We start from the raw sequence: 24,698 nt of genomic DNA on the forward strand, positions 1-24,698 counted from the left end.
TTCGAGGTGATTCCGAGAAATCACAAAACGCTTTAGGTAGAGGCTCTCCCCTCATCCCCTTGCCGGGACCTTCTCCCGCAAGGGGAGAAGGAATTTAATTGGGCTCGGGATGCGATTTTTGGAACCGCTCGACCAAGTTCAGCCTGTCCCACCAAAACCCCTTCTCCCCTTGCGGGAGAAGGTCCCGGCAGGGGGATGAGGGGTTCGCACCACGCATAAATATCACCCCACAACTGCCCGCACCGCCTCCTCCAGCCTCTCCGCCGGCAGCTCCATGATCGCGGCCGTCGCGGTCCAGACCAGGGCAACCCGCACCTCCTTGGCCGGGTAAAGCCGCATCAGCAGATGGCGGTAGAGCCCGAGCTGGCTGAGATAGGCCTGCGGCACCGCATCGAGCCCGCTAGGCGGCTGACGGTTGGTCTTGAAATCGACGATCCAGACCGCATCCGGCCCGACGGCAAGCCGATCGATGCGCCCGGACACGGCATAGTCGGCCCGACCCGGCCGGATGATGCGGCCGGCCAGGGCGACCTCGGCGCGGCTGCCCGAGGCAAAAATCGGTTCGAGAGCCGGCAAGGCCAGTACCGCCAGGGCCTCCTCGGCCCAGCCGGCGTGATCCTCCGGCCATTGCGTCGCCGCCCGGCCGAGGAAGGCGAGCGCCTGCTCGCGCCGGGCCGGCATTTCGACATCGGGCAGATATTGCAGGAGCGCGTGGATCAATGATCCGCGCCGCAGCGTCCTGCTGTCGGGAGCCGTCACGCCCGTCAAGCCTGCCAGTTCCTCGGGGTGTTCGGTTTCGGAGGGTGCGAGCGCAACCTCCTCCGCCCGTTCGGCAGCTGCTTTCTGGTTGAGCCAGGCCGGGACGGACAAGACCGTGTCCGGCACCGCCAGCGCCCGATTCTCGACCGGGCGCCGGGGCGTCGGCTCATAGACCAGCCTCTCGCCTTCGCCATCCGGCTCGACACGCGCGCCGGCCTCGCGCAAGGCATCGGCCACCATGTCGTACCAATTGCCCGGTCGCCGCGCATGGGCACCTTCGAAGCCGGCGATGACGAGCCGATCCTCGGCCCGGGTGAGCGCGACATAGAGCAGGCGGCGATGCTCGGCCTCGTTCTCGATCCGGATCGCATCGCGAGCGGCGCTGACCGCAGGCGGATCCGAGGCCTTGTTGGGTGACCAGACCGGGATCTCCCTGCCGGCAGGCCGTCCTTGTGCCTGCAGGAAGAACAGCTTGGGATCGTGCCGCCCGTCCGGCGCGCTGCAGGTATCGGCCAGGATGACGACCCGCGCCTCCAGCCCCTTGGAGCCATGCACCGTCATCACGCGCACTTCGCCGCGCGCCACGTCCATGTCGCGCTTGATCTCCGCCTTGGCCTCGGCGAGCCAGGCGAGGAAGCCTTGCAGGCTGGCGGTGTTAGCCCGCTCGTAATCGCCGGCCACGCGCAGGAATTCGTCCAGCGCATCGGCGGCCTCCGCGCCGAAGCGCGCCAGCATGATGCGCCGGCCGCCGTCGCGGGCCAGGATATCGGCGAAGAAGGCGTAGGGCGTCTTGCCAGTGGCCTCTGCGCGCCAGGTCGTGAGGCGCGCAAAGGCGACAGCATAGCGCTCGTCCTGCCGCGCTTCCTCCGCCAAGGCAGCCCAGAGCGTACCCTTGCGGCTTGGAGCCAGACGAATGAGATCCTCGTCATCGAGGCCGATGAGCGGCGTCTTGAGCACCGTCGCCAGCGTCAAATCGTCGGCCGGCAGCAGGGCGAAACGGGCGAGCGCCATCAGGTCCATCACGGCGATATGGTCGGTCAGGACGATGCGGTCGGCACCGGCCACCGGCACGCCGGCGAATTTCAGGGCGCGGATCACCGCCTCGAACAAGGCGTTGCGGCTGCGCACCAGCACCATCACGTCGCCGGCATCATAGCGCGCACCCGTGGCGGGATCGCCCTCCCGGATCAGGCCGCTCACCTCGGCGGCGATCTTGCGGGCAAGCCGCACTACCGGGCTGGTGACAGGCGTCTCGTCGAAAGGTGCGTCCCAGGCGGTGATCTCGGCGGCCGGCTGCGGCTTTTCCACCGGCCAGACCTCGACGCGGCCGGGATCGCCGGCCCGCACCGTCTCATGCACGGTGGCGACATCGTCCGAGGACAGGCCGCGGCGGTTGTCGGCGGCGGCGAAGACATGGTCGACCGCCAGGAGAATATCGGGCGTCGAGCGGAAGGACTGCTTGAGCTCGATCGCCTCGAAACGCTCCTCCGCCTCGCCGACCTTGTGGCGGAAATGGCGGCGCATGCGGGCGAACTCCGCCGGCGCCGCGCCCTGGAAGGAGAAGATCGACTGCTTCTCGTCGCCCACGGCGAAGATGGTGCGCCTCTCGCTGCGCGCACCGGTGCCCGAGGTGAACTCATGCGCCAGCATCTCGATGATATGCCACTGGGCCGGACTGGTATCCTGGGCTTCGTCGACCAGGATATGGTCGATGCCGCGATCGAGCTTGTAGAGCACCCATTCCGCGCCTGCCCGGCTGAGCAGGTCTGCCGTGCGCTGCACGAGATCGTCGAAATCGAGCGCCGCCCGCGTTGATTTGCCGGCTTTGTATCGCCCGAGCAGCGCCGCCGCGACCGTCATCAGCGCCTCGCTGCGCTCATAGGCGGAGGCCGCCTTGCGCCGTTGCAGGAGCTCGGCGATACGCTCGAGCTCGGCGAGAAGCTGCTCGGCATAAACAGGGTAATCCTTGGCGAAATCCTTGACCAGGAAGGCATTGGCCGAGCGCACCTCGCCCGTGCCGGTCAGGAAGACGGAACGCCAGGCTTCGGCACGCCTCGCAGCCGCCGCGATGGCGGCGGCAAGCCTGTCGGCGAGATCGAGGATGCGCTTGCTGTCATACTCACGCAGGGCGGCCTCGATCGCCGCCCATTCGCTGAACGGGATCGAGGTTTCGTCGATCTCGGCTTCGATGGCGGCGACGCTTTCGCCTTCCACCAATTCGAGCAAATCGCGTAATTGGCTCAGCGCGTCGGCGGCTCCCTTCTCGCTCAGGAAGGGACGCAGCGCCTCGCGCTCGAAAGTGATCTCGGCGAGCAGCCCGTCAAAGGCCCCCTCCCCGGTATCCTCCAGCAATCGCGCCATGGCCTGCCCGAGCCTGCCTTCCGGCTGCCCATTCGCTTCCAGGATCAGGCTGGTGCGGGCGACATCGAGCAGTTCGCGCGCCGCCCTGTCATCCAGCACTGCGAATTGTGCGGGAACATTGGCCTCGAAGGGGAAGAGATGCAGCACACGCTCGCAAAAGGCATGGATGGTGAGGATCTTCAGGCCGCCGGGCGTCTCGATCGCCGCCGCGAAGAGCTGACGCGCGCGCTTGAGGCCGGCCGCATCGGGCTTGAAGCCGGTGATGCCCTCGATCGCCGCGACGAGCTTGCCCTCCTCCTCGACGGCCCATTGGCCGAGCGTGGCGAAGATGCGGTTCTGCATGTTCGCGGCCGCGGCCTTGGTGAAGGTGAGGCAGAGGATGGCGGAGGGATCGACCCCGGCGAGCAGAAGCCGGATGACGCGCCGCGTCAAGACGGTGGTCTTTCCCGAGCCGGCATTGGCCGACACCCAGGCCGATAGCGAGGGATCGGAGGCCAGGCGCTGATTGAGAACCGTGTCGGGAGAGGGCTTGCGCGGGATCATGCTTCCTCCGCGCTCACGGACCATTCGCGCACCCGGGCAAGATGGTCGTAGTCGCCATAGCGCCGTCCCTTGAACATCGGGTGCAGCAGCGAGGCATAGGGCGTCTTCTCGTTCTCGAAGCGATCGATCAACGCCTTGAGGCTTTCGAGGCTCTGCAGGGCCACGTCAACGGGCGTGGTGTCCTTGAAGATCAGCGGCTTCTCGCTCGGCCCCTTGCCGCCACCGGCCAGATGCACGATGGCGGGATCGCCCAGGGCCTCCGGTTTGGGCACGTCCTTGAACCCAGCTTCGAGCAGCATGGCCATTTCGAGCGCCAATTGCGGTGCGAGGCCTGCCTCCACCTGCCTGGCCGTAGGCGCCTGGCCAGTCTTGAAGTCGAGAATGGCAACCCGGCCATCGGCGGCGACCTCGATGCGGTCGGCACGGGCGGACAAAGTGAAGGCCCTTTCGGCCAAGGTCGGCCAGGTGAGCTTGCCGGGAATCTCGCTCAGCACGCGGGCAAGGCGCGGCTGGCGCTCGCGCTCCCACTCCACCAGGAATTCGGCGATGGCAGCAAAGCGCGGCCGCCAGAAGGCCAGGACCTCGGGAAAATCGGCGAGCGGTACGAAGAGTTCCTCACCGATCGCCATCAGGCGTGCGAGGGCATCCGGCGGCACACCATCGGCGCACAGGGCCGCGAACCGCTCGAGTGCGCCGTGGATCAGCGTGCCGCGCTCCGCCGCCCCGGGGGGCATGGCGATCTCGTCGAGCGGTTCGAGCTTGAGGATGTGGCGGGCATAGATCGTATAGGGATCGCGCACGAGGTGCTCGATCTGCGTGACCGAGAGGCGGGTCGGGCGCAAAGCGAGAGGCGGCTTCGGCTTGGGCGCGCCGAGTGGGGGTGGCGGCCCCTCCGCCGCATCGAGCTGGCGCGCGAGGGCGCAATAGAATTCGCCCCGCCTGCGCACGTCATCGAAGGCCGGCCCCAGGAAAGCGCCGAGCCGCTGCAGCCAGCGAGACGGCACGCTGGGCGAACCGCCGCGCTTCAGCGACCGCGTGATCACCACGTCGCCATAGCCGAGCGCCTGCTCGAAATCGTGGGCGGCAAGGCCGACACGCTTTTCCGGCGGCGACAAGCCGATCGCCGCCCGCATCGGCCGGTTCAGCCAGGGATCGGTCTTGACATCGGGCGGCCAGACACTCTCGTCGAGCCCGGCCAGCACCAGCCTGTCGACCGGCAGGAGACGGGCCTCCAGCAGGCCGTAGATGGCGATGCGCGGATGCTTGGGATCGCCGCCCCGCACCGAGCGCCCGGCGACCAGGGCCGCGAACAGGCCGGGATATTCATGCGCTGGCAGGCAGAGCGCCTCGGGCGCGACGGTCCCGAGATCATCGAAGAAGCCTGTGAGCGCCTCGCCGGCTTCGCCTTCCATGAGCCCGGCGCCTTCATCCGGTACCGCTTCGGCCAGCGCCTCGACGGCGGCGCGATGCGCGGCGAAGAAGCTGGCCGCCGGCAAGGAATCGGACTGGCGCAGCAACGCCGCGAAGGGTTCGAGCCTGGCGGCCAAGGCCTCGATCATCGCCTCCGCTCCGGCCCAATCCTCTTCGCCGAGGGCCAGCCGGGCCGGTGGGCAATGGGGATCGCCGAGCGAGGCCTTGCCGAGAGCCAGGGCCGCCACGAGGCCGGCAGGACCGCCGGCCGGCCTGGGACCGCGCAGGGCGCCGATCTCCAGCGCCGTTACCGCCCGCTCCAGATCCGCGCGTGCCAGGCCGAGGCGCGCCAGTGGGTGCTTGAGCAGGGACAACAGGGTAACGGGGTCGAAATCATGCAACGCGGCATCGAGCACCAGCCGCGTGAACAGGCCCGGTGCCGTCTGGGTCAAAGGTTGGCCGGCGCTGTCGTCGGCCTCGATGCCCCAGCGGCCGAGTTCGGTGACCACGCGCTCGGCAAGCTGGCGGTTCGGCGTCACCAGGGCGGCCCTATGGCCGGGCACGGTCAGGGCCTCCCGCAGCACCAGCGCCGCCGCCAGGGCTTCCTCGCCCTCATGCGCAGCTTCGACCAGGGCAACGCCCGCAAAGGCTTCGGCCACCGCCGCGGGATCGGCATGGCGCCGGCCGGCCCACAGATCCGTGGTCTCGGCCGGCCGCAGCGCCTGCGAGACCAAAGCCGCACGCAGCGCCAGGCTGGGCGGCGGCGAGGCGAGTTCGGTCACAGCTGCGCGTTCGGCGCCAATGTCGGCAAGCAAGGCGGCAAGACCGGCCTGGGGATGGCCGGGGGCGCCCTCGCCCTTGCCGATGGCATTCCAGCCAATGGCATCGAGTTCGAGGTCCAGCCCCGGCAGGACGACCGCACCCTGGGGATGGGCGGCTACCGCCTTGATCAGGTCGCGGGTGGCGGGAATGGAGCCGGTCGAGCCGGCCACGATCACCGGGCCTGATCTGGGGTTTTCTGCAAGCCTGGCGGCCTCGCGCTCCATGCGGGCGTTGCGCAGGAGCACGGCGTCGCCGCGGCCGATCTCCTTGAGATGTTCGGGCCAGTGCACGGTGGCGATCTCGAGGAAGCGCAGCGTGATGTCCCAATATTTGTCGTAGAGCCCGGCATGGCTCTCGCCGAGATTGAGGATCGCCTCCGGCGGCACCCGGTCGATCTGCAGGCCGTCGAGGAAATTGCCGAGTTCGGCCGCGAGCCCTGCCGCATCACCCGGCGAGGAGGGAATCAGCAGCGGCTCGGCGCCCTCCTCGCCCGGAATCGGCAGGAGAGCCTGTTTCAGGGCCGCGCTCCATTGCAGGATCAGGCGCGTCAGGGCGACCTGGCGGTCGAGCCCGGCGACCGGCTCCGGCAGGTCGTCGCCGCCGTCATCGGCGAAGGCGATCTCGTCATCGTCGATCTCGCCGAGCGCCTTCAGGCGCGGCAGCAGCGCGGCATCGCTACCCAGCCTGTCGAGGAAGATGCCGCGCAAGGCGCGGATGGCGCGGCGGGTCGGCAGATAGAGCGTGGCACCTGCCAGCGCGAGCGGATCCTCACGCGGGGCAAAGCCTGGCAGCAGCCGGCCGTCCAGCAGGGCGTCGACCAGCGTCTCCAGAAAGGGCGTGCCGGGGGCGATGGTCAGGAGATTCGGGCGGTGCGCCATGATGGGGAGATAAACAGCGCGATCGCCGCCCTGACAAGGGGTGTCAGGCCTCGATCTTCGTCGCGATGTTCAGCTTCGGCACGCGGAAGCCCATGGCGATCCAGGCGCCAAGCAGCTTGGCGTAGAAGGAAATCGTGTGGGTCTTCAGATTGGGAATGTCATTAGGCAGGCGGGACGCGTCGATGAGGTCGCCGACCATCGTGCGCATCTGCGGCTTCGGCCTCGCCTCTTCCGGCCACAGATGCGAATAAAGGCTGAGCCAATGGGCGCCCTTCATCTCCAGGAAGACGGGCGTGTTGCAACAGGTGGCGACGACGCGGCGTGAGCCGGCCTTGTCGGAAAGCCGGAATTCGCTCAGATACTCGGCGCCGGACAGGATTTTCACGCGATCCTTGCGGTATTCGGCGCTGGGCGTGGCCTCGTGGCAGGTCAGCATCGACCTAGCGCCGGGAAGCTTCGCCAGGCGCCCCGCGGCGGCCCGGCAGGAATTGCACAGGCATTCCGATACCAGGATCGGCGCACCCCTGACTTCCAGGCGTGCCCGTCCACAGTTGCAGCCGATCGTCATGGTCCCGCTCATTGCGTGTGCTCCCCGCTGAGATGAAACAGATGCCGGATATATCGGTCGAGGTGATCGAGGCTTTCCCGCGCCAGCCCGGGATCGTTGCCCGCCTTGGCCAGCACGAAGCCGCCCTGGATGACGGCCTGCGTGTGCCGCGCCAGGCTTTCGGCCGTCCAGTCGCCAGCGATGCCGCGCTCGCGCCGCGCCGCCTCGATATCGGCCTCCAGCGTAGCCGCATGGCCGAGGATGCTGTGCCCGCAGGCATCGCGAATATCGGGCGCGGTCGCGTAGACTTCCTGTGCCATGGTGCCGACCAGGCAGGTGAATTCCGGAAGCTCGCCGATGATGATCGCCTTGCGGAAGGCGACATAAGCGAGAACCCGCTCCAAAGGATCTGCCGGGGCGTGATAAGGCGCCGCCTGGAAGAAGCCGGCGGTCGTCTCCTCCCAATATTCGGCGGCCGCGACGCCCAGGGCCTCCTTGCTGCCGAAATGGTGAAAGAAGGCGCCCTTGGTGACATCCGCCGCGCGGCAGATGTCATCGACCGAGGTGGCGGCGAAGCCCTTGGCGCGGATGACGTCCCTTGCCGCCTCCAGGAGGCGGTTGCGAGCATGGCCGCGTTCGGGCGATTGCTTGGTGGGTCTCGACATGCGACATACATACCAAATGGTTGGTATGTGTCAAGTGACCGTGATAGCTGCTGGTTTCCAGTCGGCTCCTGCCTCCCGACGGATGCGGCGGCTTCATGCAGACCCGAAACCCCATTCAAAGTATTGAGGTCTGAAATCCAGACAGGGCGGTGCAACCCCTCACATATGAGGCATTTTCTGTTCGCCGCGCTCGACATCTCTATAAGATTCTGTTGCGATTTTTGACAATGTTTGCCAATTTATGCCATGCTGAAGGCATGGAGGCAGATATGGCAACGATGAACGTATCCCTGCCTGACCCCATGAAAGACTGGGTCGAGGCGCAAACAAGGACAGGCCGATACGCGAACGCCAGCGACTACGTTCGCGACCTGATCAGGAAAGATCAGGAGCGTAACGACAAAATTGCCGCGATGCAGCAATTTGTCGATGACGGCTTGAAGAGCGATATCGGTTCTCGCTCGAAGGATGAGCTTTTCGCAGTGGCGAAGGCGCGGACTGAAGCCTCTCGCGGCAAGAAATAATGGGTTTCCGCCTATCCTTCGCGGCGGAAGAAGACATCCTCGGCATTGCCGAGGAAGGCCTGCGTCTGTTCGGAACCGTGCAGGCCAAGCGATATCATGACGAATTGTTCGCGATCTTCGACCTGATCGCGGCAAATCCTCGCATGGCGCGCGAACGCCACGAGATTTCGCCGCCGGTGCGCATTCACCCCTTCAAGGCACATCTCGTTGTCTACAGGGTCGAGGATAACGGCGATATTCTTATTATCCGCATCCGGCATGGACACGAAGACTGGGCCGGAGACAGGTCAGATATCAAGTCGCAAGAAGACTGACCGATGACAAATCGGCGCCAGCGCCTGCAACATTTTGCGATTTGACGGAGCCATCTTGAATCGCAAAACGCTATAGGGGCGGGTCTTCACACCCGCCAATTCCGGCACATACAGCGCTTCCAGGTTGGCCTGAAGACCGGCCTCCCGATCACCGCCCCTTCCAGACCGGCGCGCGCTTTTCGACAAAGGCCCTGGCGCCTTCGCGAGAATCCTCGGAAAGCTGCATGGCCCGGTGCTCAGGCACCTTGCCGGCATAGACGTGCTCATAGGCTTCGCGCACGCCCATGCCTTCAGTGGCGGCGAGGATGGCCTTGACCGCGGCGATCGACAGCGGCGCGTTGGCCGCGATGGTGTCGGCCAGTTCCCGCGCCGTGGCCATCAGGTCGGCCATCGGCACGACGCGGTTGGCAAGGCCCCAACCATGGGCTTCCCGAGCCGTAAAGCGGCGCCCGGTGAGCAGCAACTCGCTGGCGATGGCGAGTGGGATGCGGCGCGGCAGGCGCTGGATGCCGCCGGCATCGGCGACGAGGCCGACCGTCACTTCCGAGAGGGCGAATTCGGCGTGGTCGGCCACCACCATCAGGTCGGCGGCCAGCGCCAGTTCACAGCCACCGGCGATGGCGACGCCGTTGACCGCCGCGATCACCGGCTTGGTCAGTTCCCAGAAGGCGGTCAGGCCGGCAAAGCCGCCCGGTCCGAAATCAGTATCCGGCTCTTCGGCACCGGAGGCGGCCGCCTTCAGGTCCCAACCGGCCGAGAAGATGCGCTCGCCGGCGCCGGTGAGGATGGCGACCCGCAGATCCGGATCGTCCTGCAAAGTGCGGAAGGCGGCATGCAGTGCCTTGGAGGTGGCAAGATCGATGGCATTCGCCTTGGGGCGATCCAGCGTGACCTCCAGCACCGCGCCGCGGCGTTCGAGCTTGACGGATTCGGACATGGCAATCTCCTGAAACAGGCCACACAGGCAAGCCCGTGCTCGCCCAGCAATCAATCCTTGCCGTCATTGCTTCGCTCCGCTCGCAATGACGATATTGTCAGCGGGTTAATCCCGGTGGCGACACCACGATCAATCCAGCATGCGTACCAGCGCGTCGGCAGCGACGGCGCCGCGCCCCTCGGGCAAGACGAAAAGCGGATTGACGTCGAGTTCGACCAGCCGGTCGGCGTGGCGCTCGGCGAAATCGGCAATCGCGAGGATGGCTTTGATGGTGCCGCGGATGTCGCCGCGCGGTTTGCCGCGGAAGCCTTCCAGCAGGCGGGCCACACGCAGGCTCATCAGCTTTTCGCGGATCTCCTCGGCGGTGACGGGCAGCAGCATCACGGCTGCGTCCTTGAGCATCTCGACCAGCACGCCGCCGGCCCCGATGGTGAGCGTCGGGCCGAACTGGGGATCGCGCACCACGCCGACGATGAGTTCGGCGACGGCCCCCTCCACCATGCGTTCGACCAGGAAGCGATCACCCAGATGCGACATGGAGGCGACGGCGTCGGTCACGTCGGCCCGCGAGCGCAGGCCGAGCTTGACGCCGCCGACATCCGATTTATGAGCAATCTTGTCGCTGTGGATCTTGATCGCCACCGGAAAGCCGAGAGCGGCAGCCGTCGAGGCGGCCTCGATCGTCCCGGCGATGCGGCTCGGCGGCAGTTCCAGGCCGTGGCGGCCGAGCAGATGCTTGGATTCATATTCGCTGAGCAGGCGTGCCTTGCCGACATCGATGCGCGCGACCTTGCGCAGCGGGACGAGCTTTTCCCAGCCTGCGCGTGCCGCAGTGAACTCGACGCCGTGGGTGATGGCGGTGAGCGCATCGCCCATACCCTGCATCGGCAGCACGCCGTCGGCGATCAGTGCCTTGGCATCGTCCTCCTGCATGTTCTCGGGCAGCGAGGACACCACGGCGGCCCGGGCTCCCGAGGCCGCGGCAGCACGGGTGATCGCGGCGCGGGCGGCGGCAAAGCCGCCATCCGGTACGAGGCCGCGATCGGTGCGCGGCTGGTCGAGGATCAGGAGGTTGAGGTCGAAGCCGGAGTTCAGCACCTCGGTGAAAACAGCCTCGTTGGCCGGCTCATTGCCCCAGATATAGGTGTGGTAGTCGAGCGGGTTGGAAACATGCACCTTGTCGGTGAGCAGTTCCTGCAAGCGGGCGGCATTCTCCGCGGGGATCGGCGCGAACTCCAGGTCGCGGTCGGCCGCAAGGTCGGCGATCAGGGCCGCCTCGCCGCCCGAACAGCTCATCGAGGAGATGCGCTTGCCCGGCAGGCCGCCGAACAGGTGCATGAGCTTGAGTGTCTCGACGAAGGCCGGGACGTCGACCACCCGCGCCACGCCGTAGCGGGCGAACAAGGCATTGTAGAGCGCATCGGCGCCGGCGAGCGAGGAGGTGTGACTCATGGCGATCTCGGAGCCGATCTCCGAGCGCCCGGTCTTCAGCACGACCAGGGGCACGCCCTTTTCCAGCGCCTTGATCGCCGCCTGGGAAAACAGGGCGACGTCGTCGATCGATTCCACATGCAGGCCGATGGCGGTGACGCGCTCATCCGCCAGCAGCGCCTCGATATAGTCGCCATGGTCGCCGATCGCCTTGTTGCCGACGGCGATGACATAGGCGATGGGCAGCGCGCGCCGCTGCATGGTCATGTTGAGGGCGATGTTGCCGGACTGGGTGATAATGGCGACACCCTTCTCCACCCGCTCGGCGCCATGGGTATCGGGCCAGAGCACGCAACCGTCGAGCAAATTGAGTACGCCATAGCAATTGGGGCCGACGATCGGCATGCCCTTGGCGAGCTCGACCAGCCTCTTCTGCAGGGCGGCCCCCTCTTCGCCGACCTCGGCGAAACCGGCGGCATAGCAGACGGCCGCACCGGCGCCACGCTCGGCAAGGGCTGCGACGATGTCGACCGTGGGCTCGCGCGGCGTCGCCACGAAAACCGCATCGGGCGCCTCCGGCAGATCGGCGACGGTCCGGTAGGCCTTGTGTCCGGCGATTTCGGTCTTCTCGGGATGAATGGGCCAGATCGGACCGGCATAGCCGATGCGGTCGCATTCACGGATGATCACGGAGGCCAATCGCCCCCCCGCGACGGCAATGTGGCGGGGTTTGAGCAGGCGGCGGAGGCCATCGACGACGGACATGCGGTGGGACCTATGGAGACAAAGCAGGCGGGAAACCTCGCACCCTAGGGAGGAGGCGTTGCTACAAGGTTGACGAGCACGGGACCGGCGTCAATCTGCTCATGTAGATTGACGCCGCTTCGTGTAAAAATTCTGTCATGGAGCGCCCTCATGGATGACGGTCTCAAAGATGCGGGTTGCGCGGCCGATACCGCGCAACCAGCCCGGCATTGATCTCCTTGGCGCCGGGCATGTTGGCGCTGCGATAGATCGGGGCATTGCCGCCCTCGGCCTGCAGGCGCGCAGCCGCTTCCGCGAAGACCGCATTGAGCAGGGCCGCGCCGATCGAGGTCGACACCGGGCCCGTGCGCAATTCGCTGTCCGGCAGCGCCATCACGGCATCGCCGGGCGGAGCGCCATTGTCGAGCACGACATCGGCCAGGTCTGCAAGCCGGGGCCGACCCTGCGCCGCCTGGCTCGAATACTCGACGGAGGTGACGGCAATGACGGTGGCGCCGGTGGCCTTGCCGATCTCCGCCGCCTCGATGATGGCGGCATTGACACCGCTGTTGGAGGCGATGAACAGCACGTCCCCAGCCCCGATCGGATAGCGCGCCAGCACGGGGGCGATCATGCCCGGGATGCGCTCGAAGGCGGTGCTGGCCACCGAGCCGTCATGCAGCATGGTCACCGCCGACAGGATCGGCACGGTCAAAGCCAGGCCACCGGCGCGGTAATGCGCCTCCTCGGCCAGCATATGGCTGTGGCCGGTGCCGAAGACATAGACCAGGCCGTCCTGCCGGGCCGTCCGCTCGACGGCCGCTGCCGCAGCGGCAATGGCATCGGCATTGGCCCAGAACAGGGCCCCGATGCGCCGGGTGAGATCGGCGAGATAGGCGGCGGCGGTCGGTATTTCGGTCATGGCAATCTTCCGGGAACTGGCTGCTGCATGCGGGAGAGGCGTTCCTTCCTGCACGATCATGATGCTCCCGCCAAGCGCCGCCTTTTTCGCCCGCCTCAGCGCCCCTCATGCGGGCGCAGCATCTGCCGCGCAATGATCAGGCGCTGGATTTCGCTGGTACCGTCCCAGATGCGCTCGACCCTTGCATCCTTCCACCAGCCAGCGATCGGCAGGGTGTCCATCAGGCCCATGCCGCCGAAGGTCTGGATCGCCCTGTCGGTGAGCTTGCCGAGCATCTCGGAGGCCGCCAGCTTGGCCATGGCGAAATCGGCATCGGTGGCCTTGCCCTGGTCGAGCAGCCAGGCGGCCCGGAGCGTCAGGAGGTCGGCGGCCTCCAGCTCCACCGCGAGATCGGCAAGCGGGAAGGAGATGCCCTGGAACTGCGAGATCGACTGGCCGAACTGCTTGCGCTGGCCGGCCCAGGCCAAGGTCTCGTCCATCACCCGGCGCGCTCGACCGACGGAGGTGGCGGCCACGGTGAGGCGGGTGGCACCGAGCCATTCGCTCATCAGGTCGAAGCCCTTGCCTTCCTCGCCGAGCAGCTGGTCGGCCGGAATGACACAGTCGTCGAAATAGAGCTCGCAATTGTGGTAGCCGCGATGCGACAGGGCGTGCGGGCCAGGGCGGATGGTCAGGCCGGGCGTGTCCTTGTCGACCAGGAAGCCGGAGATCTGGTTGCGCGGGCCGCGCTTGGTTTCTTCCGTGCCGGTGACGGCGAACAGGATGATGAAATCGGCCTTGTCGGCATGGCTGATGAAGTGCTTCTGGCCGTTGATGACATAGCTGTCGCCCAGCTTGGCATCGTGTCTGCGGACGGCCTTGGTCTTCATCGAGCGCACGTCGGAACCGGCGCCCGGCTCGGTCATCGCCAGGCAGTCGACGCGCTCGCCGCGGATCGCTGGCAGCAGCCAACGCTCGCGCTGGGCCCCCCGGCAGCCCTGGAGGATGTTGGAGGGGCGGGCCACCACCATCTGCAGGCCGTAATTGGCCCGGCCGAGCTCGCGCTCCAGCAAAGCGATACCGACGGCATCGAGGCCGCCGCCGCCGAGCTCCACCGGCATGTTGGCGGCGTAGAGCCCGAGCTCCATCGCCTTCTTCTTGATCTCGGCGGCGAGGTCGTCGGGCACTTCGTCGGTGCGCTCGACCAGCGCCTCATGCGGATAGAGCTCCTCCTCGACGAAACGGCGCACCGTTTCGACCAGCATGTCCTGCTCTTCGGTCAATGCGAACTGCATGGCGCTTCCCCTCGGTACAACGGAATTCGATCGGCGCCCTTTCTAGTCTTTTCATGGCACCAATCATGCCGATCACGACATGGATCAGGCGTATTGCGACGCATCCATCTCGATGATCGTGGTCACGGGCGCGCTCGCGGCCGCGCGCAGGGCTTCCTTGACCTCGCCGAGGGAGCGAGCCGCGACATGCCTGGCGCCGAAGGCCTTGGCGGCGGCGGCGAAATCGGTCGCCTGCAGTCGCACGCCGAGCGGTGCGATCTGGTTGCGAACCATATATTCCTCGATCTCGCCATAGCGCTGGTCGTTCCAGAGCAGCACGATGACCGGGGCGCCGGCGTCGGCCGCGCTGGCAAGCTCGGGCAAGGTGAATTGGAAGCCGCCATCGCCGATGATGCAGACCACAGGCACCTTGGGCCGGCCGACCTTGGCACCGATGGCGGCCGGCAAGGCATAGCCGAGCGTGCCGAAGCCGGTGGCCGCGCTCATCCAGCGCCGGGCTGCGGGCGGCTCGGCCATGAAGTTGCCGCCATAGCTGGCTGCGGTGGAATCGGCCGCGACGACGGCCTCCGGCAGCACCTGCCAGATCGCGTCGAGCAGCGGGCGATGCCGGACATAGCGCGGATCGGCCCCCTCGAGACGCGCGGCCTGCAACTGCCGGGCATAGGCGGCCCCGCCTTCGATCGTCTTCACCAGCGGCGCCAGGGCGGCGGCAAAACGGCCGGCATCGCCCACCACCGGCAGCGACGGGCGGGCATTGCGATGCAGCTGGCGCGGATCGATGTCGACGCGGATCACCGCGCCATTGAGCTTCAGCCCGTCGAGCTCGTACCAGAATTCGGTTTCACCGAGCTCGGTGCCGAGCGCCAGCACGAGATCGGCCTCGCCGATCGCCCGATGCAGCGAGGGGGTGAGCATGCAGCCGCCGGCCAGCAGCTTGTGCCCGGCCGGCAGGATGCCCTTGGCATTGGCGGTGAGCAGCGTGGCAGCTCCCAGCTTCTCGATCAGCCCGCGAACGGCCTCGGCACCGGCAACCGCACCGCCACCGGCGATCACCAGCGGCTTCCTTGCCTTGGCGATCAAGGCCGCGGCCGCTTCGACGTCATCGGCGCGCGGCACCGGCGGCCCAGCCGGTTTGCGCATGCTGGTGACGGGGCCCGGGAAGGGCTCCGACAGCAGGTCGATCGGGATTTCGATCAGCACCGGGCCGGGGCGCGAGGAGGCCAGGAAGGCGAAGGCCTCGTCGAAGGCGGGAATGAGCTGGTCGACGGTCCAGATCGTCAAGGCGAGGGCGGACACCTCGCGGCCGACGACGGACTGGCCGCGCAATTCGTGGAGATGCCCCTCGCCGCGGCCGAGGGTCTGGCGCGGGTTGAGCGTGGTGATCACCAGCATCGGGATGCTGTCGGCCAGGGCCTGCCCCATGGCAGTGGCGATGTTGAGAAGGCCCGGGCCGGTGACGATGAAGCAGGCGGCGGGCTTGCCGGTCGCGCGAGCATAACCGTCCGCCATGAAGCCGGCACCCTGCTCATGGCGCGGCGTGACATGGGTGAGCCCCGAACCCGGAATGCCGCGATAGAGCTCGACCGTATGCACGCCGGGAATGCCGAACACCGTGTCGATGCCGCGTTCGACCAGCAATTGCGGAATGAGCGTACCGAGATGAGGATGGTCGGCCATGGTTTCCCCGGGAATGTGGTTTGTTATTGGATTGGCATAGTCTTGCCGAAAATAGTCCCTCCTCCCCTTGCGGGAGAAGGTCCCGGCAGGGGGATGAGGGGTGACACGCCATATTCGGTTGGCGTTGCAAGACCTCTCATCCGTCCCTTCGGGACACCTTCTCCCACAGGGGGAGAAGGAAAATCTTGCCTCAGGCAGCCTTGCCTTGGCTGAGCCGGATGGCCAGGCTGACCATGCGGCTGGCGGCCTCGCGCAGCTGCGAAGCATCGGAGCTGAGGGCAACGCGCACATGCCCCGCCGCCTGCTGGCCGAAGGAAACGCCGGGCATGACGGCCACCTTTTCCTCGTCGAGCAAGCGCCAGGCGAAGGCCTCGCCGTCGATGCCGGTGCCGGAGACGTCGACCATGGCGAACATGCCGCCTTCGGGCTTCGGGCAACGCAGGCCCGGCGCATTGGCGAGCATCTCGGGCAGAATCTCGGCCCGTACGCGGAAGCTCTCGGCGCTCTCGGCGCATTCAGCGAAGGTTTCGCTCAGGGCATAGGCTGCCATGTCCTGGATGAAGGGCTGGCCACCGAACAGCATCATCTCCGACAGCGGCAGCAGGCGCTCGATGAATTCCACCGGCCCGACGCACCAGCCGGCACGCATGCCCGGCAGCATGTGCGACTTGGAAAGCGAGGACACCACCACGGTACGCTCGGCTCCCTCGGCCAAGTCGAAGGGCGAGGCGAAGGGCGCGCCATAGGACAGCATCTCATAGACCTCGTCCGAGACGATCCACAGGTCATGGCGCCGGCAGACGTCGACGATAGCGGCGATCTCGTCGCGCGACAGCGTGGCGCCGGTCGGATTGTGCGGGGAATTGAGCAGCAGGACGCGCGAACGCGGCGTGATGCGGGCCTCCAGGTCCTCGGCACGCAGATGGAAGTTATTGGCGGGGTCGAGCGGCACCAGCACGATGTCGGCGCCGCTGGCGCGGATCACGCCTTCATAGGTGGCATAGAGCGGATCGCCGACCAGCACTTCGTTGCCCGCCTCGGCCAGGGCGGCGAGGGCGGCATAGAGGGCGGTCTGGGTGCCGGGCATATAGGCGGTGTTGTCGGTGGTGATGGTGCGGCCGGTGCGCATGGAATATTTGGCAGCGATCGCCTGCAGCACGGATGGCTCGCCACGCCCGCCCGAATAGCGGATGCGGCGCGCTTGGAGGCTGGCGATGGCGGCATCGATCAGCGCCTGTGGTGCCGGCGTGTCAGGCTCACCGATGGTGAGCTCGATGATCGGCTCGCCGGCCGCGACACGGCGGCGAGATTCGAAATGCACAGCCCATTTCGCCGCCCCCAAATCGGAAAGACGATCGGTCACGGAAGCAAAGCGCACGGTACACTCCTAAGAACTGGCCTCCCGGGATGTCGGTGTTACGGGGAGGAGACGCATCGAGGCCTGCCGAAGCTCGGCTGATAACACCGAATGAGATGAGCAAGCCGATACCATGGCGCGCGATCCGGCGTAACCCCCGCGACGTCTTGCCCCAAGGGCCGGCCGCGAAGACTCACGGCACGGCCAGCCTCAGCCGCCTTGCCGACGGCGCGATCTCGACACGGCGGCCCCAATCGAAGGCGAGATGGTCGCTTTCGATACCATCGGCGAAGATGGTGCCGCCGTCCATCTCCGAGGTCACCACGACAGGAGCATCCTCCACCAGCCCCCGTACCAGTTCGGTGCCGGTAGCCGGGCTCGGCCAGGCCTCCCTCACCAGGAAGCCGAGACGAGGCTGCACCGGCGAGAGATTCAGGCTGGCATGGGTGGCTTTGAGGATCGAGGCAGCCCAGCCGGTCGCGCCGGTCCCCGTAGCGACGATCAGGCCGGAGGAGGACTGGCGTTCGCTTTGCCCGCCGCAGGACAATGTGTAGCGCGCCGACTGGTGGCTGGCATGACCCACGAAGATCTCGTTGAGGGCGAGCAGCCGCTCGCCCTGGTCGAGGCGCGCTTCCGCCATCACGCGCTCCTCCACGCGGATGCTGCCCTTCACCGCCTCCCTTAGCGCCTCACCGGCATCACCGACCCCGAACCGCACGAGGGCACCGGCATTCGTTCCCGGAAAGGGATCGATGCCGATGACGACCTGGCCATCGAGATATTTGGCGACATTGGCGACCAATCCGTCCTGGCCGACCGCCAGCACGACATCTTCCGGGCCGAAGACGAAGCGTTCGACATCGGCCCTCAGGATGGTGGCCTGGCGCCAGTCCGCCGGGATGGCGGCCCGTATGCGATGCAGCGCCTCGGTGAAACGCCGATGTGTATCCTCCACCGCTTCCAGCGTCAGGCCCTTGCGCTCCAGTACGAAGCGTGCAGCGGCGGCGCTGGTGTAGCTCGCCCGGATGCGATCGAGATCGGTCTCCCGCCGGACCAGGATGACGCGGGGAGCGAGAAGGGACATGGCGGGCTCCGAATGATTGAGGCTCCCTTCTCCCCTTGCGGGTGTCGTCAACTCTCTTGAGTTGACTAGAGGTCCCGGCAGGGGGATGAGGGGAGAAACGTGACCTTGCCGGCTAGGCGCCTCCACCCCTCATCCGCCCCTACGGGGCACCTTCTCCCACAAGGGGGGAGGCAAAAAATGCCGCTCACCCCGCCTGCTTCTCACCCTTGGCCAGAGCCGCGCCGAGCACGCTGCCGAGCTGGGCCAGCACGTCGGGGCCGAGATTGAGCGTGCCGACCTTGGCATTGGCGAAGGCATCCTTCAGCGCCTCCGCCACCGGGATCAGCACCGGCAGGGTGTTGGCGATCTCGGCGCGGACACGCTCACCGGCGAGCCTGGCCTCGTCGAGCCGGCGGATCGCCTCCGCTTCCGCCTCCGAGGCGACGCCGCGCGTCACCGCCTGGCTGCGGGCCGTCAGCTCGCGGGCCGTCGCCTCGCCCTCGGCCGCCACCCTGTTCTTGTCGGCGGCAGTGCGCGCCTGGGCGAGTTCGTTCTCGCGTTCACGCTCGAACAGCCGGCCCCGCTCCTCTTCCAGCCGGATTTTTGCCTTGGTTTCGTTCTCGGCGATCGCCGCTTCCTTCTCCACGGCGGCGGCCCGGCGGGCGAAGGTCGCCTCGTCGGCGGCCTGCTGCAGCTTCTCCGCCGTCGGCTGGCGCAGGGCCCGCACCAGATCGGGCGAGGGCGTCAGGTCCGACAGGTGAATGCCGGTGAGGGCAATGCCGATCGCCGCCAGCGCCCCGGTGGCGGCAAGATCCCGCTCCACCTCCGCCAGCAGGGCGCCGACGCCTTCGGCCAGGACGGCGCCGATGCTGCGGGCGGAGAGGAAACGCTCGACCGCCGTCTTCACCAGCCCGTCGATCAGGTTCTCGACCTGGGTTACGGGATCGGCACGATAGGAGCCGGTGCGCAGGTCGACGGAGAAGTCGATGCGCTCGGCCAGCAATGCGGGCTCCTGGGCTCGCCAGCTCGCCAGTCCCTGCACGCTTACCGCCTGGAAGTCGGCAGTGCGCCCGGTGACGGCGACGATGTGGTTGCGGTCATCGGCCGGCACCTCCACCAGCGAGGTGCTGCCCTGGGCCGAGAACCACACGGCCTGGCCCCTGCCCGACCGGGCGAGGCGGCCCCGCCGGTAGACGCCGAGGAAGGAGGAAGCCTCGACGCGGGCATGGCTGAGGAAGGGATAGCGGCGAATGGTGGCCATGGCTGGCTCCTGGGTTGGTCGAGATCGACTGGTTCGCTTCTATTCTATAAAATATAATTTGCAAATTGCATTTTGTATTTTTATAGAGCGCAATATCGGAAGTGTGCCAGACCGCACACGCACGCGGTTGGGGCACGCCAGTACCGCTCAGGAACGAGGGAGGCCAGGCGTCTCTACCGCCTATCCTTGGTCAGATAACCGTGCTTGTTGCACCAGCGGTAGGAGCTGTGCGTGGGCGTGACGACCCCGGCACAATAATTCTCGTCGACCGAGTTCCCTGTCTGATCGAAGGAACTGCTCGAGGAGGAAGGTGGCGCCGGCTCCGGTCGCGGGGGCTCCGGCAATCGGGCCGCCGCTTCGTAATTGCCTGGTATTCTCGGCACATGGCCGGTAAAGGGCTTGATGACGACCGTGGATTGCGGCGCCGTGCAGCCCGCGACGAGGACGGCCAGCAAGGCAGACGACAGAAACGAACGCATGTCTTCCTCCGCCCCAGGCCGGATGCCATTTCACGACGGATCGCAGCACCGGTCAGTTCCCGGGCGAACACGCCGTGACGGGAACGCACCGCCAGCAGGTCTGCTCCCCAGTCAATAAAATCACAAATTGCATTTTGCGCCTTGATCTTGCCTCGACATCCGGCTGTGCTATGGCGACCTGGTGGAATTGGCTGCGCGGGCGAGGAGCGGCTTCAGGTTCCACCGTTGCCCCCTTAGAGCAAAGTCCGTTTCGCCGGAAACGCCATTTTGCTCTAACTCTTTGGTTCGACACGTCTTTGCGATTCTTGGCGATTCCGCCAAATCGCAAAACGCGCTAGCGAATGGATGCCGAAATGCCCTCCGCTCCGCCTGCCGGGCCTGAACAGCGCCCGATCGCCACGGTCGACATCGTCCTGGTCACCTTGACCGAGGACGGCCTGCGGCTCTGCCTGCAACGGCGCGAACACGCCCCCCATGCCGGCGAGCTCGCCTTGATCGGCGGCTATGTCAGGCCGGAGGAGGATGCGGACATCGAGGCCTCGGCGCGGCGCATCCTGGCCGCCAAGGCAAGGCTCGACGGCCTCTATCTCGAACAGGTGCGCAGCTTCGGCGGCCCGGATCGCGACCCGCGCGGCTGGTCGATCGCCATCGTCTATCTCGCCTTGGTGCCGGAGGAGCGTCTGGCCGCCGCCGAGGCGGCCGGCGCGCCCCCTTTCGAGCGCATCGCTCCGGAGCTCTGCCCACCCCTGCCCTTCGACCATGACAGGCTGATCGCTGCTGCCCTGGACCGGTTGCGCTCGAAGGCGAGCTATTCCACCTTGCCGGCCTTCCTCCTCGGCGAGCAGTTCACCTTGCCCGAACTCAAGGCCGTCTACGAGAAGGCCATCGGCACACCGCTCAATGACAGCGCCTTCCGCCGCAAGCTGATGGAGATGCAGATCCTCGAGGAGGCCGATGCCAAGGCCACGGCCACGGCCGAGCGCAAGCGGCCAGCGCAGCTCTATCGCCTGGCGAGGCGGGCGCTGACGGAGTTCGACAGGACGGTGTGAAGGCACCGAGATGCTGTCATCATGGTCTGCAAGAATGACCGAAAGACCAAGGAGATACCCATGCTGCGTCCGATCAATCCACCCAACGCCACCATTCCCGGCATTTCGCAGGCCATGCTGGTCGAAAGCGGCCGGCTGCTGCTGCTTTCGGGTCATGTCCCCTATGACGAGGCGGGCAAGCTGGTCGGCGACGATCTTGCCTCGCAGTTGGACCGGGTCTTCGCCAATCTCCTCGCCACCCTCGAGGCAGCCGGCACCGATTTCAGCGCGGTGGCGCGGGTTACGATCTATGTGCAGGACTACGATCCCAGCCAGTTGCCGATCATCCGTGAGGTGCGCAATCGCTGGATCGGCGAGCAGCACAAGCCGGCAAGTTCCCTGATCGGTGTCGCCTCCCTATTCCAGCCGGGCGTCCTGGTCGAGATCGATGCCATCGCGGTGCTGCCGGAGGACAAGGCCTGAGAGCGTCATCGCACTCCGGCGGGAAGAACGCGTGGCCGCCCCCTTCGGCCACGCATCTCCCCTATTAGGTGGATACTCAAAACGCCGGGCATCATTAAGGTCAGGCCATCCGAGACAGTACCGATCGCGAGAAAACACTGACAATCGCGAAGAGGAGGATCGCCATGCCCCTTCGTGCGCGCGTAGGTCGCCACGCCTCGACCGGCGCTCAGTGCCAGAACTGGGTCGAAGACCAGCAGATCGTCACCGCCCTCCTCAACCTCATTCCCAGGAATGACGGCGGAGCGGAGGCAGGCATTGCAGGCCGTGTCGTCGGCGGCATCGCCAGCGATGCGCTGTGCAGCGCCATCCTGACGTTCCAGAAGAAATATTTTCCCGCGCACCAGACGGGCTTTATCGAACCCATGGGCGTAGCCATCGCCAAGCTGGAGGAACTCGCGGCGCGCCCCTCGCCGGCACCAGCTGCCGCTCCCACCGGACCTTGGGGCGTGTTCCAGAGCAAATCGGTGCCGAAGGCGCTGCGCGCAGCCCTGCAGGAGGATCGCCACCTCAACCATGTCGAGGTCGTCGAAATCCTGCGCGCCACCATGCAGGATGGCCGCGTGACGCAGAACGAACTCGCCGACCTGAAGATGATCAGCGAGAAGTCCAACACCATCATGCCGCGCTCGAAGACGATGCTGGAGAACTTCGTCAGCCAGGCCGGCAAGATGATCGAAAAATGGCCGTTCGACGTCTCCTCGGTCCAGCGCAGCTATGCCGTTGGCCGCGCCTGCGACTTCATGCGCAAGCTCGGCCGCGGCCAATGGCCCAACCTCGACCGGGACGAAGTCGGCATCGGCATCATCATCCGCGTCGCCTATCCGGGCACGCTCGACCAGAACCAGACAAATCTGTGCGGGCCGGCCGCGCTGGTCTTCAATGTCCTGCGCGACCGCCCGGGAACCTATGCCGCCTTCGCCTGCGACATGTACGACAAGGGCGAGGGCGTACTCTACAAACTGCCGATCAAGCCGAAAGCCGATTTGCGCCACGCCGCCCCCTCGTCCTCCGACATTGCGCCGATCGACTGGTTGGCGCTGGCCAGCATCCGTAATTCCAATGACTGGGTCATCCACTACGATTCGACGGGTGGCGAGTTCTCGGGCGTGACGACGCCGATGGAGTTGGCCTACTGGTTCGACCAGGCCGGCTACACGGATGTGCGGGAAGATGCGAACTTCTTCCGCCACCAGCGCGACACCGACAACATGAAGGAAGCGAACCGCCTGCTCGCGGCGGGCTACCATGTCGTCCTGCTCATCGGCTCCAACATGGTCGACGGCCATCAGACCCAGAGCTCCGACATTCGCGACGATCACTGGGTCGTGCTGCAATCCGAGATGAAGTTGGAGAATGGCGAGGTCACGTTCCACATCTACACCTGGGGCGACGGCTATCGCGAGGTGCCCCTGAGCGGAGCGCTCACGCTGGATGACTTCCTGATGAACTATTATGGCTATGTGGCAGCCAAGCCCTACTAGCCGCATCAGGGTCGCGCGCAGCCTTGCCCGGCCTTGGAAAGGACGCACTTGGCCGATCCCGCGGGGAACTCCGGACAGAGGCGCCTGCAGCCGAACGCCACAACTCTGAACCGCCGCATTTCCATGAGCGGACGAGACGTCCGTTTCCCAGGCATAGCTCCGCCCCGAGCCATGCCGAAATGCAGACGTAAACCGATTTACATTTTCCCCGCCGCCAGCGATATTGCGGTGCAATAGATCGTTCCCAAATCGCTGATTCAAGCCATTGCCTGCCTGCGGTTCCCTGCCGCCGGCTTTCTCATTTCGTTTGTTTCGCGTCCCTTGCCCGAAAGCCCGCCCGTGACCCATCCGGCCACCGCCTCCCTCGCCGACCTCAACGCCGACAGCCCTTCCCATCGCCATCGCGCCGCCTGGATCGAATTCGCCCTTGCCGTCGGTGCGTTCGGCGTCGGCGCCGGCGAATTCGCCTCGATGGGCATCCTGCCCAACGTCGCCAACGGTCTTTTGGTCACCGAGCCGCAAGCCGGCCACATGATCAGCGCCTATGCGCTCGGCGTGGTCGTCGGCGCGCCGGTGATCGCCGTCCTCTCAGCGCGGATGGCGCGCCGCACTTTGCTGCTCTGGCTGATGGTGGTGTTCGCTGCCGCCAATGCCGCCAGTGCCCTGGCGGGCGGCTATTACCAGCTGATCGGCTTCCGCTTCCTCGCAGGCCTGCCGCATGGCGCCTATTTCGGCGTCTCCTTCTTGGTCGCCGCCGGCATGGCCGAGCCCAATCGACGGGCCCAGGCCGTCGGGCGCGTGATGATGGGAATCACGCTCGCGACGCTGGTCGGCTCCCCCCTCGCCACCTGGCTCGGCCAGGTCCTGGGCTGGCGCCTGGCCTTCGCGACCGTCGGCGCCATCGGCGCCCTTACCGCGGTGCTGATCCTGGCCTTCATGCCGCTCGACAAGGTCCAGCCGGGCGCCAGCCCCCTGCGCGAACTCGGCGCCCTCAAGCGCAAGCAGGTCTGGCTGACCCTGGCGATCCCGGCCATCGGCCTGGGCGGCATGTTCGCCGTCTACACCTATGTCGCCTCCACCCTCACCCAGCTCAGCGGTTTCTCGCCCGCTTTCGTGCCGGTGGCGCTGGTGCTGTTCGGCATCGGCATGAATGTCGGCAATATCGCCGGCTCCTGGCTGGCGGATCGCGCGCTGATGGCCACCATCGGCGGCATGCTGGTCTGGGTGATCGTGGTGATGGCGCTCTACGGCCTCACCGCATCCAATCCCTGGATGATCTCGCTCTGCGTGTTCCTGATCGGCTGCAACTTCGCCATCTGCCCGGCCATCCAGACCCGACTGATGGACGTGGCCGGCGATGCCCAGACGCTCGCGGCCGCGCTCAACCATTCGGCCTTCAACATCGCCAATGCCCTCGGCGCCTGGCTCGGCGGTGTCGCCGTCGCAGCCGGCTTCGGCTGGGCCTCGACCGGCTGGGTGGGTGCCCTCCTGGCTATGGCTGGCCTCATGGTCTTCCTGGTGTCCTGGGCCCTGGAGCGGGCCGACAGGCGCGAGCCCGAAGCCGCCGCCGTCGCGGGTTAGGAGCGACGGAGAGCCCGCCTAGAGCAAAGCGCGTTTAGACGGAAACGCTGTTTTGCTCTCGCTCTTTGGTTCGACGCGTCTTTGCGATTCGAGATGATTCCGTCTAATCGCAAAA

General features: G+C 66.5%; 19 protein-coding genes. 6 read left to right on the forward strand and 13 right to left on the reverse strand.

The window, feature by feature from the left end; genetic code table 11:
- Positions 1 to 222: 222 nt before the first annotated feature.
- The 4 genes from addA to BA190_RS24890 are packed head-to-tail and all read right to left on the reverse strand — an operon-like array spanning position 223 to position 7,985.
- Positions 223 to 3,663: a double-strand break repair helicase AddA gene (gene addA, locus BA190_RS24875; RefSeq protein ID WP_068294004.1), complete on the reverse strand. Its 3,441-nt coding sequence runs from the start codon at positions 3,661 to 3,663 to the stop codon at positions 223 to 225.
- A complete protein-coding gene (gene addB, locus BA190_RS24880) occupies positions 3,660 to 6,773 on the reverse strand; it encodes a double-strand break repair protein AddB (protein ID WP_068294005.1) in 3,114 nt (1,037 codons plus the stop codon). The genes addA and addB overlap by 4 nt, the downstream gene beginning before the upstream one ends.
- Positions 6,774 to 6,816: 43 nt before the next feature.
- Positions 6,817 to 7,353, reverse strand: a complete 537-nt coding sequence (locus BA190_RS24885; RefSeq protein ID WP_068294011.1) for a GFA family protein — start codon at positions 7,351 to 7,353, stop codon at positions 6,817 to 6,819.
- A complete protein-coding gene (locus tag BA190_RS24890) occupies positions 7,350 to 7,985 on the reverse strand; it encodes a TetR/AcrR family transcriptional regulator (protein ID WP_068294014.1) in 636 nt (211 codons plus the stop codon). Before BA190_RS24890 ends, BA190_RS24885 begins: the two co-directional genes overlap by 4 nt.
- A 269-nt stretch (positions 7,986 to 8,254) precedes the next feature.
- Between BA190_RS24890 and BA190_RS24895 the strand changes: the two genes are divergently transcribed.
- Together BA190_RS24895 and BA190_RS24900 are read left to right on the forward strand one after the other, a co-directional pair.
- The gene (locus tag BA190_RS24895) at positions 8,255 to 8,509 is read left to right on the forward strand and encodes a type II toxin-antitoxin system ParD family antitoxin (protein WP_068294017.1); all 255 of its coding nucleotides are present in this window, start codon (positions 8,255 to 8,257) and stop codon (positions 8,507 to 8,509) included.
- Entirely contained in the window at positions 8,509 to 8,823 is a 315-nt protein-coding gene (locus BA190_RS24900; RefSeq protein ID WP_068294020.1) for a type II toxin-antitoxin system RelE/ParE family toxin, read from the forward strand. The genes BA190_RS24895 and BA190_RS24900 overlap by 1 nt, the downstream gene beginning before the upstream one ends.
- A 148-nt stretch (positions 8,824 to 8,971) precedes the next feature.
- Here the strand turns inward: BA190_RS24900 and BA190_RS24905 are convergent, their stop codons facing one another.
- From BA190_RS24905 to BA190_RS24945, 9 genes are all read right to left on the reverse strand, one after another.
- Positions 8,972 to 9,760, reverse strand: a complete 789-nt coding sequence (locus BA190_RS24905; RefSeq protein ID WP_068294023.1) for an enoyl-CoA hydratase-related protein — start codon at positions 9,758 to 9,760, stop codon at positions 8,972 to 8,974.
- Between the two features lie 129 nt (positions 9,761 to 9,889).
- Positions 9,890 to 11,956: an acetate--CoA ligase family protein gene (locus BA190_RS24910; RefSeq protein ID WP_068294027.1), complete on the reverse strand. Its 2,067-nt coding sequence runs from the start codon at positions 11,954 to 11,956 to the stop codon at positions 9,890 to 9,892.
- Positions 11,957 to 12,119: 163 nt separating this feature from the next.
- Positions 12,120 to 12,857, reverse strand: coding sequence for an SIS domain-containing protein (locus BA190_RS24915; protein ID WP_068294093.1), 738 nt, complete (start codon positions 12,855 to 12,857; stop codon positions 12,120 to 12,122).
- Between the two features lie 95 nt (positions 12,858 to 12,952).
- Positions 12,953 to 14,131, reverse strand: coding sequence for an acyl-CoA dehydrogenase family protein (locus tag BA190_RS24920; protein WP_068294030.1), 1,179 nt, complete (start codon positions 14,129 to 14,131; stop codon positions 12,953 to 12,955).
- An 84-nt stretch (positions 14,132 to 14,215) separates the two neighbouring features.
- On the reverse strand, positions 14,216 to 15,808 hold the full coding sequence (locus BA190_RS24925) for a 5-guanidino-2-oxopentanoate decarboxylase (RefSeq protein ID WP_068294033.1): 1,593 nt from the start codon (positions 15,806 to 15,808) through the stop codon (positions 14,216 to 14,218).
- A gap of 190 nt (positions 15,809 to 15,998) precedes the next feature.
- Positions 15,999 to 17,186, reverse strand: a complete 1,188-nt coding sequence (locus tag BA190_RS24930; protein WP_068294035.1) for a pyridoxal phosphate-dependent aminotransferase — start codon at positions 17,184 to 17,186, stop codon at positions 15,999 to 16,001.
- A gap of 172 nt (positions 17,187 to 17,358) precedes the next feature.
- Complete coding sequence (locus BA190_RS24935; RefSeq protein WP_068294038.1) at positions 17,359 to 18,249, reverse strand: NAD(+)/NADH kinase; 891 nt, start codon at positions 18,247 to 18,249, stop codon at positions 17,359 to 17,361.
- A gap of 184 nt (positions 18,250 to 18,433) precedes the next feature.
- Entirely contained in the window at positions 18,434 to 19,489 is a 1,056-nt protein-coding gene (locus BA190_RS24940) for an SPFH domain-containing protein (RefSeq protein ID WP_068294041.1), read from the reverse strand.
- Positions 19,490 to 19,662: 173 nt separating this feature from the next.
- A complete protein-coding gene (locus tag BA190_RS24945) occupies positions 19,663 to 19,968 on the reverse strand; it encodes a hypothetical protein (RefSeq protein ID WP_068294044.1) in 306 nt (101 codons plus the stop codon).
- A gap of 353 nt (positions 19,969 to 20,321) precedes the next feature.
- Between BA190_RS24945 and BA190_RS24950 the strand changes: the two genes are divergently transcribed.
- The 4 genes from BA190_RS24950 (at position 20,322) to BA190_RS24965 (ending at position 24,583) form a co-directional block, all read left to right on the forward strand.
- On the forward strand, positions 20,322 to 21,017 hold the full coding sequence (locus BA190_RS24950; protein ID WP_068294095.1) for an NUDIX domain-containing protein: 696 nt from the start codon (positions 20,322 to 20,324) through the stop codon (positions 21,015 to 21,017).
- 60 nt (positions 21,018 to 21,077) lie between these two features.
- Positions 21,078 to 21,479: a RidA family protein gene (locus BA190_RS24955; RefSeq protein ID WP_068294047.1), complete on the forward strand. Its 402-nt coding sequence runs from the start codon at positions 21,078 to 21,080 to the stop codon at positions 21,477 to 21,479.
- 164 nt (positions 21,480 to 21,643) lie between these two features.
- Complete coding sequence (locus BA190_RS24960; RefSeq protein WP_068294051.1) at positions 21,644 to 23,002, forward strand: hypothetical protein; 1,359 nt, start codon at positions 21,644 to 21,646, stop codon at positions 23,000 to 23,002.
- Between the two features lie 339 nt (positions 23,003 to 23,341).
- Positions 23,342 to 24,583, forward strand: coding sequence for an MFS transporter (locus BA190_RS24965; protein ID WP_068294054.1), 1,242 nt, complete (start codon positions 23,342 to 23,344; stop codon positions 24,581 to 24,583).
- The last annotated feature ends 115 nt before the right edge of the window (positions 24,584 to 24,698 follow it).

Source organism: Labrys sp. WJW (assembly GCF_001676615.1).
In the GTDB taxonomy this organism is placed as follows: domain Bacteria; phylum Pseudomonadota; class Alphaproteobacteria; order Rhizobiales; family Labraceae; genus Labrys; species Labrys sedimenti.